At 64.5% G+C, this 11,395-nt stretch carries 14 protein-coding genes; 4 read left to right on the top strand and 10 right to left on the bottom strand.

The features are described 5' to 3' along the window. The 3 genes from GORHZ_RS31940 to GORHZ_RS08095 form a co-directional block, all read right to left on the bottom strand. A complete protein-coding gene (locus GORHZ_RS31940; RefSeq protein ID WP_280985774.1) occupies nt 1-129 on the bottom strand; it encodes a hypothetical protein in 129 nt (42 codons plus the stop codon). After that, nucleotides 126-872 carry an acyl-CoA thioesterase gene (locus GORHZ_RS08100; protein ID WP_245551375.1) on the bottom strand — a complete coding sequence of 249 codons (747 nt, stop codon included), beginning with the start codon at nt 870-872 and terminating at the stop codon, nt 126-128. The genes GORHZ_RS31940 and GORHZ_RS08100 overlap by 4 nt, the downstream gene beginning before the upstream one ends. A gap of 158 nt (nt 873-1,030) precedes the next feature. Beyond that, complete coding sequence (locus GORHZ_RS08095; protein WP_006331877.1) at nt 1,031-1,690, bottom strand: TetR/AcrR family transcriptional regulator; 660 nt, start codon at nt 1,688-1,690, stop codon at nt 1,031-1,033. Nucleotides 1,691-1,884: 194 nt separating this feature from the next. Between GORHZ_RS08095 and GORHZ_RS08090 the strand changes: the two genes are divergently transcribed. The 4 genes from GORHZ_RS08090 to GORHZ_RS08075 all read left to right on the top strand — a co-directional run bounded on the left by GORHZ_RS08090 (nt 1,885) and on the right by GORHZ_RS08075 (nt 5,554). Next, on the top strand, nt 1,885-2,886 hold the full coding sequence (locus tag GORHZ_RS08090) for an acyl-CoA dehydrogenase family protein (RefSeq protein ID WP_006331876.1): 1,002 nt from the start codon (nt 1,885-1,887) through the stop codon (nt 2,884-2,886). After that, nucleotides 2,870-4,045 (top strand): acyl-CoA dehydrogenase family protein, encoded by a 1,176-nt coding sequence (locus GORHZ_RS08085; RefSeq protein ID WP_006331875.1) that lies wholly within the window; start codon nt 2,870-2,872, stop codon nt 4,043-4,045. The genes GORHZ_RS08090 and GORHZ_RS08085 overlap by 17 nt, the downstream gene beginning before the upstream one ends. 50 nt (nt 4,046-4,095) lie before the next feature. Further along, the gene (locus GORHZ_RS08080) at nt 4,096-4,878 is read left to right on the top strand and encodes an enoyl-CoA hydratase (RefSeq protein ID WP_006331874.1); all 783 of its coding nucleotides are present in this window, start codon (nt 4,096-4,098) and stop codon (nt 4,876-4,878) included. Nucleotides 4,879-5,050: 172 nt separating this feature from the next. Continuing rightward, the gene (locus GORHZ_RS08075) at nt 5,051-5,554 is read left to right on the top strand and encodes an MTB12 C-terminal domain-containing protein (RefSeq protein WP_006331873.1); all 504 of its coding nucleotides are present in this window, start codon (nt 5,051-5,053) and stop codon (nt 5,552-5,554) included. Between the two features lie 97 nt (nt 5,555-5,651). Here the strand turns inward: GORHZ_RS08075 and GORHZ_RS08070 are convergent, their stop codons facing one another. The 7 genes from GORHZ_RS08070 to GORHZ_RS08040 are packed head-to-tail and all read right to left on the bottom strand — an operon-like array spanning nt 5,652 to nt 11,272. Next, on the bottom strand, nt 5,652-6,437 hold the full coding sequence (locus GORHZ_RS08070; protein ID WP_006331872.1) for an acyl-CoA dehydrogenase family protein: 786 nt from the start codon (nt 6,435-6,437) through the stop codon (nt 5,652-5,654). Further along, on the bottom strand, nt 6,430-7,527 hold the full coding sequence (locus GORHZ_RS08065) for an acyl-CoA dehydrogenase family protein (protein WP_006331871.1): 1,098 nt from the start codon (nt 7,525-7,527) through the stop codon (nt 6,430-6,432). Before GORHZ_RS08065 ends, GORHZ_RS08070 begins: the two co-directional genes overlap by 8 nt. Next, on the bottom strand, nt 7,524-7,943 hold the full coding sequence (locus tag GORHZ_RS08060) for a nuclear transport factor 2 family protein (protein ID WP_006331870.1): 420 nt from the start codon (nt 7,941-7,943) through the stop codon (nt 7,524-7,526). The genes GORHZ_RS08065 and GORHZ_RS08060 overlap by 4 nt, the downstream gene beginning before the upstream one ends. Next, nucleotides 7,930-9,141, bottom strand: a complete 1,212-nt coding sequence (locus GORHZ_RS08055) for a metal-dependent hydrolase family protein (protein ID WP_006331863.1) — start codon at nt 9,139-9,141, stop codon at nt 7,930-7,932. Before GORHZ_RS08055 ends, GORHZ_RS08060 begins: the two co-directional genes overlap by 14 nt. Next, nucleotides 9,141-9,467 (bottom strand): hypothetical protein, encoded by a 327-nt coding sequence (locus GORHZ_RS08050; protein ID WP_006331861.1) that lies wholly within the window; start codon nt 9,465-9,467, stop codon nt 9,141-9,143. Before GORHZ_RS08050 ends, GORHZ_RS08055 begins: the two co-directional genes overlap by 1 nt. Further along, nucleotides 9,448-10,719, bottom strand: a complete 1,272-nt coding sequence (locus tag GORHZ_RS08045) for an aromatic ring-hydroxylating oxygenase subunit alpha (protein WP_006331860.1) — start codon at nt 10,717-10,719, stop codon at nt 9,448-9,450. The genes GORHZ_RS08050 and GORHZ_RS08045 overlap by 20 nt, the downstream gene beginning before the upstream one ends. A 4-nt stretch (nt 10,720-10,723) precedes the next feature. Continuing rightward, nucleotides 10,724-11,272, bottom strand: coding sequence for a carboxymuconolactone decarboxylase family protein (locus GORHZ_RS08040; protein ID WP_006331859.1), 549 nt, complete (start codon nt 11,270-11,272; stop codon nt 10,724-10,726). Nucleotides 11,273-11,395: the final 123 nt, after the last annotated feature.

The raw sequence follows: 11,395 nt of genomic DNA, 5'->3' as shown, positions 1-11,395 counted from the left end.
TCACCGGTCGGCGAGAAATGGGGCGGTGCCGTCGGGGATCGGGTTGGTGTTCGATGACGCCCCGCAGTGATCGGGCGCCGATGGCGCGGTGGCCCACGGTGCGCAGGACAGCAGATCCGGGGTGGTCACGACGGGAACCGGACGACGGCCTCTTGGGCGAAAGAAGCCACCAGCGAGCCATTTCCGGTGATGAGATCGCCGCGCCCGTAGCATCGGCCGCCGGCGATGATCGGGCTGTCCTGGCGAAGCAGCAGCCAGTCGTCGGTGCGGAGTGGCCGATGGAACCAGATCGTGTGTGACGTGACCGCAGAATGGAATGCGGTGCCGTTTCCGCCCTGGCTGTATCCGTCGAGCGGTCGGAGGGCCGTCCCGATGACGGTGAGGTCCGTGGCATACGCGGCCACCGCGGGGTACTGACCCGGATCGTTGGCCGGCGGAGTGCGCATCCACAGCTCGTAATGCGGTGGCGCGGCTGCTGGCTCGTCGAGATCGTCGACCGAACGTGTCTCCCACGGCAGAAGGCCGACGATGATCTCTCGGTCGGCCGGCGGAATCGGGGGGATGTCGGAGATCGTCTGCACATCCGGACCATCGTCGGGAACATGCATGGCGACCGTCGCCACCGCGATCAGTCGGTCTTGCTGCAGCGCGCTGATCTGCAGCGTGTCGAAGGACCGGCCACGATGCCGGTGGACCACGTCGTAGGTGACCTCCTCGTCGACGAGTCCCTCGCGAACGAAGTTCGCGTGCATCGATCGCACCGACTTCTCCGGACTGCCAAGCGTGGCCGCCGCGACGAATTGGGCGAGCAATTGACCGCCGAAGAGCCGACGGTAGGGCAGTGAGAGGTTCGGGCCGCGAAAACATCTCACCCCCGACTCCTCGCCGCCATGCGTAGTCGCGGGCACGGCCGCGCCCACCGGCGTGCACTCGTGCAAGTCGAGGACAGAGATCAACCCACTCCAGTCATTCCCCATGACAGTAGTGTAAGTGCCAATCTCGAGATTGAGAACCTAATTCTCCTACGGTCTCAGATGGTCCTGCGGGAGAAACCCTGCGAGCAGAAGTCCCAGACCTCGTCGGCGGTGATGGCGTGGCCCTCGGACTCACCGGACGCGGTGCTCGACTGCGCGATGAACATGACTGTCTGCATGACCATCGCCGCCATTCTGCGTGGATTGAGCCCGGGGCGCAATTCTTCGGCGGCGTCGGCCTTCTCGAGGAACTCGGTGAGAAGTGCGACGAGTGGCGCGTGCGCCACGCGTACCTCGTTCGGGTGGGTGATGAGAAGTTGCGGTGCGAAGTCGCTGAACAAGGGGCGCTTGGCATTTGGATCAGGACGAGACAACTCGAACAGCAGGGTCACCGCGACGCGGATTCGCTCGATCGGATCAGACTCGGACGACGCGGCGGCGCGAATCTGGTCGGCGGATTTGCTCAGTGCGTCCTCGAATAGCGCCAGAAGGAGCTCGTGCTTGCCGTCGAACTGTAGGTAGAAGCTCCGCAGTGACTGCTTGGACCGTTCGACGACCTCCTGGACCGTGAACTCGGTGGTGCCCTTCTCGGTGATGATCGCCTGGGCGGCATCGAGGAAGCGCTGTACGCGCTGTTCGGCGCGGAGTTTGGCGGTCTTGATCGACCGCTCCACCGCGCGTTGCTTCCAGGCCGGCTCTTCATTCGCGCTGGTCATCGCGCGAAATTTCCGACGAAGTGCAGTTCCATACGCCGAGTTTAGCCGAGTGAATGACCAAAAGTGCCATCGGCGCGCACTTGAGGCAAGTGTTCCTTTCTCAGGAAGAGAACTGTATTCTCGATTGAGAAAAGACACATCTCGCTCGTGGGTCAGGCCACCTGGGGGCGATCCGTGCTGAGAGGGGAGTGTCCGTGCTCGTCGAGTTCGACTCCGACCAACGCCTCTGGGGCAAGACCGTCCGCGAGCTACTCTCCCGGGACTGCTCGCCCGGGTGGATTCGTGATGTCGTGGATCGTGGGGCCGATCCCGCGACCCTGTGGGGCACCTTCGTAGATCAGGGCTGGACGGAGCTGATCGACCCCGCCGATGCCGTCGAACTGGCCATCGCGCTCGAGGCCTTGGGCGCCGCCACCGATCCGACACCGTTTCTGGCCACCACCACGCAGTTCGCCCCGCTGGCGGGTGAGCTCAGAACCGCCGGTGCGGCGGGCGCCGCGGCCTACGAGGGAGTGCATGCCCACCTCGATGACGATGGCTGGCTGCTGAGCGGGACATGTCGCATGGTGCTCGACGGCTCCCGTGCCGATCAGGTCGCCGTCGTCACGGCTGCCGGCGTGTTCGTGATCCCCGCCGACGAGGTCATCACCACCGCGGTACCGACCTTCGACCCGCTGCTGCACGTCGCCGACCTCACCTTTCCCGTTGTGCGCGTGTTGGATTCGTGTCGGAACCCATCGGTCGATGTGAAGCAGGCCCGGGCCACCGCGCTCATGGGCCTTTCCATCACCATGGTCGGTGCATGTCAGCGGATTCTCGACCTCGCCCTCGACCACGTGCGCAACCGGCAGCAGTTCGGCGTCGCCATCGGCACCTTCCAGGCGGTCAAACACAAGGCCGCCGACATGCATGTGGCGATCGAACGGGCCCGTGCGCTGGCTTACTACAGTGCGCTGACGATCGCCACCAACGGCGCCGACATGACGCTCGCAGCATCCATGGCGAAGGCGTCGGCGGGTGAATGTCAATCCCTGGTCTTTCGCAACGGATACCAGCTGTTCGGGGCGATGGGCTACACGTGGGAAAACGACCTCCAGTTCGCTCTGAAACGCGCCAAGGCAGGAGAACTCATGCTCGGTGGTACTGACGAGCACCGGGCGATCATCACCGAGGAGTACCGTGCAGCTCAACTTTGATGCCGACGTCGAGGAGTTCCGGGCGGAGTTCGTCGCCTTCCTCGACGAGCACCTCCCGCCCGAGGCCGAAGGTGGGGTACGTGCGAAGTCCAGTGCAGACATTCCGGCGTGGGCGCGCGAATGGCAACGGCTGCAGTTCGACAGCGGCTGGCTCCTGCCCGGGAATCCGCCGGAGTTCGGCGGTCGCGATGCGGGGATTCTCCAGCAGTATGTCCACCTCGAGGAGTTGTCCCGCCGCCGCATCTACCACAGTTACAACCCGCAAGGTCTCGGCATCATCGCCGCCTCGCTGTTGTCTTTCGGTACCCCCGAACAGAAACAGAAGTGGGCCGTTCGTATTCTGCGCGCGGAGATGACGGCCGCGCTCGGGATGAGCGAACCGGGCGCGGGGTCCGACCTGGCTTCGCTGCGGACCCGGGCACGCCTCGAGGGTGATGAGTTCGTGGTGAACGGCCAGAAGGTGTGGACCTCGGGCGCCCACGACGCCGACGTCCTGCTGACCTTCGTGCGGACCGATCCCGACGTGCCGCAACACAAGGGCATCAGCGTCCTACTGATCCCGACCGATCTACCCGGCGTCACCCGGCGGCCGTTCGGTGCGATCTCGTCGCCGACAGACCTGGATTTCAACGAGGTGTTCTTCGAGGACGTGCGGGTGCCGGCGGAGAATCTCATCGGCGAACTCAACGGCGGCTGGCGCGTCGCGAACGGATCGCTGGGTCACGAGCGAACCCTGTTGTGGCTCAGCTTCGCTGAACGGCTCGAGGCACTCCTGCGCGATTTCCGTCCGACGACGGTGTTGGACCGTGATCGCTACGCCACACTGGTGATGGATTCGACAGCCCTACGTCTGCTCGGGTCTCGTGCGTTGGCCAGAGAGTCGCGGGGGGAACAGGACGTCCCGGCCCTGTCGGTGCTCAAGTTGATGGGTTCCGAGGCCGTCCAGTCCGCCACGGGACACGCGCTGGCCGCTGCGGGCGCCGATGGCCTGGTGCACCCCATGTTGACGGCGCCGTACTGTCACACCGATCTCGAGACCCTCTATGCCAGTTGGTTCGAGCGGTACGCCCGCAGTTTCGGATACACGATCGCCGGGGGTACCTCAGAGATTCAGCGCAACGTGATCGCCGAGCGCGTCCTGGGATTGCCCCGACGATGAGTCAAACCGACGAAGAGCCAGTGTCCCAGTCGGATTCGAGTAGGAGACCGATGAACATCCTCTATGACGTGTCCGAGCGGGTGGCGACGATCACGCTGAACCGGCCGGAGGTCGCGAACGCGCAGAACGCGGAACTTCTCGACGAACTCGATGCGGCGTGGACGCGGGCAAGTGACGATCCCGGTGTCTCGGTGATCATCCTGCGGGGCGAGGGCAAACACTTCTCGGCCGGCCACGATCTGAAAAGCGGCCGGGCGAATCAGGGGCCGATCACCCTGGAACGCGTCTACGCCGGCGAGGCCCGGCGCTACCTCGAGTACAGCCTGCGATGGCGCAACATTCCCAAACCCAGCATCGCGGCGGTGCAGGGGCGGTGCATCGCCGGGGGACTGCTGTTGTGCTGGCCGTGTGATCTGATCGTTGCGGCCGATGATGCGAAGTTCTCCGATCCGGTGGTGATGATGGGTATCGGTGGAGTCGAATATCATGGTCATACTTGGGAACTCGGCCCGCGGAAGGCGAAGGAGATCCTTTTCACCGGTCGTCCGGTGACCGCCGAGGAGGCCGAGAAGACCGGCATGGTCAACCTCGTGGTTCCACGCGACGAGCTCGATCAGCGAACCATGGAACTGGCACGCACCATCGCGTCGAAGCCGGCGTTCGGCCTGCGCCAGGCGAAGCGGGCGGTGAACCAGACCCTCGATGTGCAGGGTTTCTACGCGGCCATCCAGTCGGTCTTCGACATCCATCAGACCGGCCACGGTCACGCGCTCAGTGTTGGTGGCTACCCGATCCTGACGAATCTCGACGAGATGAAGGCGACGATCAAGTAGTCTCGGCCGGACGTCAAAATCGGGCAAAGTGCAACAAAGAGCGCCGAGAATTGCATATTCTCTAATATGAGAATGCGGTTACCATCTCAGTTACCGGCAGTGGATCGCCGGCGACTCTTTCTTGGATCTGTGAACACTTCGGATTCGGGTGCTCACGAGAAAGGACTCCATCATGCGCAGAACAGTCATCGGACGTGCACTCGCGATGTGTGCCGGCGCGATCATGGTCGTCGGCGTCGCGGCGGGCTGCAGCTCGGACTCGGATTCCGACTCCAGTGCGTCTTCGGCCGCCGCCGCATCGAGCGCATCGGCGACCGCCGATGCCGCGACCACGCAGGAAATCACCGACAACTTCGTGACGTTCTTCAACGGTCAAACACCTCCCGCCGAACGAGCCGCGCTGATCACCGACGGCGCGGCCTTCGAACCGGTGCTGCAAGGACTCACCCAGAACCCGCAGTCCATGCAGACCACGGCGGCCGTGAAGAGCGTGACGATGACCGATGTCGGACACGCCGATGTCACCTTCGACCTGCTGCTCCAGGGGACCCCTGTGTTGCCGGACCAGCTCGGTCAGTCGGTCAACGAGGACGGCACCTGGAAGGTCAGTGCCGCCACATTCTGTGCACTGCTGTCCGTACAGGGTGGTGTGAACGACGTACCCGCCTGCGCCTGACGCGACGTCGGAAAGCGTTGAGGCCGGCCTCTTCCGAGGCAGGCCTCACGGCTGTTCGCGGTGGTGTCGGCGGTGGTGTCGGAGGCGGTCGTTGTGATCAGAGATCGACGAGTCGCGGTGCTCGACCTCGTGCGCGGAGCAGTGCACCGGCGTCGCGGGTGAGTTCGCGGCTGGATCCGGCCAATGAGTCGAGCATCCACACGCGGCGTGCGTGACTCTGAAATGGGTGCTCTGCGGTGAATCCGATGCCGCCCAACACCTGTTGGCAGTGCCTCACGGTGGTGAGGGCGGCGCGCCCGGCGGCCGCCTTGGCGAGCAGGGCGCCCACGTTGTCACTCGTGCAGAGCAGCGTTGCCTCGGCTCCCTCGATCGCCACCAGGGATTCCGCCAGACGATGCCGGACGGCCTGAAACGCCGCGATGGGCCGACCGAACTGGGTCCGGGCGAGGGCATGACCACGGGCCAGGTCGAGCATGGCGCGGCTCGTTCCGACCAGCCACCACCCGAGTGCGATGCGGGCGGTGGTCAGCGGGACGTCCGCACCGGCGGCGACCTCGCGCAGGGGGAGTTCCGGGTCGATGGAGTCATGAGGTGCTGTGTCGTCACGACACCACTGCACCCACAGACCGCCCGCGAACGGAAGCGGGACAACGGAATCTGCATCCTCGCCGAGTTCCAGTGCGACCACGTCGTTGAGGCTGGACGCGTGACTTCCGGTTTCGCCGAGGAGGCGGAACACCAATGGGATTGCGATCTCGGGGCAGTCGGTCAGCATATCCGGCCAGCCGAGCTCATCGAGCGCCTTGTCGAGGAGTGGCCCCGTATTCGTCGCCATCGTCGTGCGCAGCGTGTCGGCGAGGAGTTTCTGCTCGTGACTATCCACTGTCACCCTTCCCGAGGTCGAGGAGCCGGCGCGCGATGATGTTCCGCTGTATCTCGGCGGTTCCACCGTAGATCGTGGCGGCACGCGAATAGAGGAACTCCGACCGCAGTACTGGATCCGACCACTCGACCGAACCCGGGCTCAGCTCACGGTAGGTGTCGAACAGCTGTTGCTCGGCCGTGGCCAACAGCACCTTGTCGACCGAGGTCTCCGGTCCGAGTCGGCCGCCGTCGGCGAGTCGTTGCTGGGTGGCGTACGAGCGGCAGCGCACGGTGTGGACCGCGAGATAGGCGGCGCCGAGGTCGAGATCATCGGAGGGATCTGCTTGCTGCACAGCCTTGTCCAGTGTCGCGTAGAGGTAGGCGATGCGGTGCCAGAAGCACGTGGACCGTTCATGGGGGAGAAGGTCCATGGCGAGTCGCCATCCGTCTCCGGGCCGGCCCAGCATCCGGTCGGCCGGGACCTCGACGTCATCGAAGAAGACCTCGGCGAACTCGTCGACGCCGTGCATGGTGCGGAGTGGTCGCACCGTGATGCCGGGTGAGTCCATGTCGACGAAGAAGGCGGTGATGCCCTCGTGACCCGGGCCGGTCCGGGTCAGTAGGACACACCGCTGGGCGAATTGTGCGAGGCTCGTCCACACCTTCTGTCCGTTGATGATCCAAGTGTTCCCGGCCGGGGTGGCGCGGGTGCTCAGTGACGCCAGATCGCTTCCCGAACCGGGCTCGGAGAACCCCTGACACCACTGCTCGTCGCCGTTGAGGAGGCGCGGTACCAACTCGGCGGCCAGATCCGGTCGGGCGTAAGAGATCATCGTCGGAGCGAGGACCTCGATCATCGAGTAGATGCCCGGCTCCGCGAGATTCCGAGTGGCGACCTCCTCGCCGAGGATGGCTCGGAGGACTGTCGGCCCTCCGAGCCCCCCGACCTTTTCCGGCCAGCCGTACCGCATCCAGCCGGCGTCGAAGAGTGCCCTGCGGACCCGCGAGAGCTGGGCCACCTGGGCGTCGAACGCGTGGTCGTTCCCGGGCGCGAGATCGTGGCTGTCGAGCCACTCGCGGACCCCCGCCCGGAACTCGGCGTTGTTCATTCCCCGCTCAGCGGGATCGCGTGCGGCCGACCGGAATTGTGCTCGCCGCTGCGGCGGATGAACGTCATGGCCCGCGTTCGTAGTCGCCAGCCGTCGGTGGTCCGGACGTAAGTGTCGTTGTAGTAGCCGATGCGGATGTCCTGCTGCGTGTGGTCGATGAAGCAGAGCGGTTGTGTACCGGTGGCGTTGGCGTCGTCGTCGAAGTCGATCAGCGACGCGCCGGTCATGAAGAGTCCCTTGGGGGCTGCCGCGACGAGGATGGGAAACTGGTCGAGCGGATAGACCTCGCCGAAGGCGCTGTACGTCCCGTCCGGCGTGAACACGGAGACGACACCGTCGGTGTCGCCCTTCGTCATCGTGACCGCGTATTTCGCGAGCAGTTGCTCGATCTCGATGATGTCGTCAGTTCTGGACATAGACCTTGCCGCCTTTCATCACGAAGCGGACATCCTGGGTCACCGTGATGTCCTCGAGGGGATTTCCTGGTACAGCGACGATGTCCGCGAGCAGGCCCTCGGCGATTCGTCCGCGATCGTCGACCTGGATCAATTCGGCGGCGGTGGCGGTGGCGGCACGCAACACGGCGTCTTCGGGCATGCCGCGTTCCACGAGTGCTACGAGTTCGTCGGCGTTCTTTCCGTGCGGGATGGCCGGCGCATCGGTGCCGACCGCGATCTTGACACCTGCGTCGTAGGCCTTCTTGACCGAGATCCTGGCCTTCGGAAACATCTCGGCGGCCTTCTCCTGCAACTCGGGAGGGGAGTGCGAGACGTCCATCGCGTCGGCCAGACGCGTCGTCGGTACCAGGAAGGTGTCGTTGGCGACCAGCGTCTTGATCGCCTCGTCGTCCATGAGGAATCCGTGCTCGATGCAGTCGATCCCCGCGCGGACGGCTTCCTTGACCGCCTCGGCGCCATGGGTGTGCGATGCCACCCGCAGACCACGACGATGCGCCTCGTCCACGATCGCACACAGTTCGTCGAAGGAGTAGTGCTGTGCGCCGGGTGGTCCGGTGAGGGACATGACGCCACCGGACACGCAGACCTTGATCAGCTGTGCACCGTGTTTGATCTGATACCGCACCGCCTTTCGGACCTCGTCGACGCCGTTGGCGATACCCTCCTCGAGGGTCAGATCCATGATGTGCGGTGCGAACGCGGCGAACATGGTGGGATCGAGATGTCCGCCGGTCGGGGTGATGGCATGGCCCGCGGGAACGATCCGTGGCCCGTCGATCCAGCCCTTGTCGATCGCCTTGCCCAGCGCGACGTCGAGGAGATAGCCGCCGGTCTTCACGAACAGACCGAGATTGCGGACCGTCGTGAAACCGGCGCGCAACGTGCGGCGCGCATTGCCCACCGCACGCAGCATCCGGGTCGGGGGATCGTCCTGCACCGTGGAGTAGACAGGGCGTTCCCCGCGCCCGCCCATCAGCAGGTTCACCTCCATGTCCATCAGCCCGGGAAGGAGTATGTTGTCGCCGAGGTCGATGACCTCGCCGTCCGGCTCCCCCCCGACGCCGACGATCCGGTCGCCGTCGACGCGCACGATGCCCGGGGTGACGAGCTCGCCCGCGTCGACGTCGACCACACCGGCTGCCTTCAGACAGATCATCAGACCACCGGTTCGGTGATGAGTTCGGCCCACGCGGCTCCGCTGTCCGGAACACGGGCCTGCTTCCAGACCTCCACCGGGAACGACACCATCACGAGCGACTGCATCAGGTGCACCAGCGCCCGGACGTCGTCCGGCAGATCGTCGAGCTGGAACTTGTCACCGAACACGCATGCGTCCTCCAGACGCGGTATTGCCGCATCATAGAACGCCTGCATCTCCTCCATCGTCGATGCGAGGCGCTTCGCGTACCGCTCCGGTTCGGTGGCGAGGCACCAGTCGGAGAACTTCTCCAGGTCGGCGAACTCAGCTGGCAACTTCGGCATTTTCGTACTCCTTCACGTGGTCGACGGCCATCTTGTGCAGGTGGCGCAGCAGGATCTCCTGGTCGCACAGGGGGAATTCGGTGACGGTTCGGGTTTCCAGCATCTTCTGGGTCGCCTCGAGGGTGTTCGCGTCCTGGAGCGCGTATTCCTTGAAGGTGACCGCGGCCAGTTCCTGGGCGAGGCGCTCGCGGACGTTCTTCGGGGGCACGAAGTAGAGATTCGCCTCGAAGATGTGCCGGTTCACCGAGGTGGGCCAGTAGTGGTAGGTGAGGTACCAGCCCGGCGCCCAGATCAGCAGCGACATGTTCGGGAAGAACTCGAACTCGTCGACCCCCCACGGTACGGCGCCTGCGGGGTTGATGGCCGGCGGCAGCGGGTCGAGACCGTCGATGTCGGGTCGGTCCCATGGGCCGAACAGGCCGGACCGCAACCCCCGTTCGATGGGCTTCACCATCTCGAGGTCCTTGGGCGGGGACATCCCGCCCCACGCCGAGATCATCGAGTGTGGGCTCTGCAGATCGTAGTGCAGCGCTTCGAATCCGACCTTCATCAGTTTGTCGGCCTCGTCCTTGACCGCCTGCTTCTGATGCAGGACGGGCGCGTGATAGAACTCGGCGAACGCGTCGATGAACAGCTTCCAGTTGCTTCCGATCTCGGCGCGGTAGCTGTACACCTCGGTCATCTCGTGGAAGGGATAGCCTTCAAGTCCCTTCCCGTAGTCACCGAGGTAGTCTGTCAACGCCTGGGCCGCGGGATCGAGGTTGATGAAGATGAATCCCTCCCACACCTCGCAGCGCACCGACTTCAGCCCGAACTCGTTCTTGTCGAGGTCGAAGAACTCGCCTTCCTGCTGGACGAAGGTCAGGTCGCCTTCGAGGCTGTACCGCCACGCGTGGTACTTACAGGTGAACTGCCGGCAGGTGCCCGAGGTCTCCTCGTTCGGATAGTCGTCCCAGACCAGCTTGTTGCCCCGATGACGGCACACGTTGTGGAAGGCGCGCACCACCTCGTCCTTGCCCTTGACGATGATCAGCGAGGTGTTGATGACCGGGAGTTCCTTGGTGAAGTAGCTGCCCTTCCTGGGCAGACGCTCCACGCGACCGACGTTGAGCCACGACTTGCGGAAGATGGCTTCGCGTTCCTTCTCGTAGAACTCGGGATCGATGGAGTCCGTGTAGTCCACCGGCGCGGTGCCGAGATCGGGGAAGTTCTCTGTCCAGCTTCCGGCATCGGGTTTCTTGAAATGTGCCAACGATCTACCTTTCGTATTCGGGCTCTAGTTCGCGATCCGGCTCGATGCCGAACGTGTTGAATGCGATGGCCAGCGTTGCGTAGGTGCCGACGGTGAAGACGAGGTCGATGAGTTGTCGCTCGTCGAGGTGCTCACTCAGCGCTGCCCACGTGGCGTCGGAGATGGTGGACTCGCGGTCCAATTCTGTGGTCGCGTCGAGGATCAGCTGATCGACCGAATCGTGGGCCGCGCCGCGTTGGGCGTCCTCGATCTCCTCGAGGGTGAGGCCCGCGGCGAGGCCCATGGCGGTGTGGTGCTCGACCTCGTACGGACTGTTCCGCAATGTTGCGACGCGGAGTATCGCCAGTTCCCGGGTCCGCGCGGACAGCGTCGATCCGAACAACAAGTGGGCATTGAACGGCATGAACGACCGGGTCAGCCCGGGGTGTCGGACCATCGTCGCCAGGGCGTTGCCGGCGCCCTGGGGGTTCCGCCGACGCTTCGGCAGCATTCCGGCCAGTGCGGCGTCGACCTCGTCGTCCCACTCGTCGGCCGGTAGCGGCGACAGGCGCATCGTTCCCCTCCTCTCTCGGATCAGCCGAGAATTAGATTCTCATAGACGAATACTAGATTTCCATGAGACGCCCGCGCAGTCAATCCGTTTGCGGAATCAGACTGGTTGACGACCTGTCGTCGT

Origin of the sequence: Gordonia rhizosphera NBRC 16068 (assembly GCF_000298195.1) — a bacterium.
Lineage (GTDB): Bacteria > Actinomycetota > Actinomycetes > Mycobacteriales > Mycobacteriaceae > Gordonia > Gordonia rhizosphera.
Note: the sequence above shows the minus strand (reverse complement) of the source record. Positions and strands in the feature narration are given on the sequence as shown.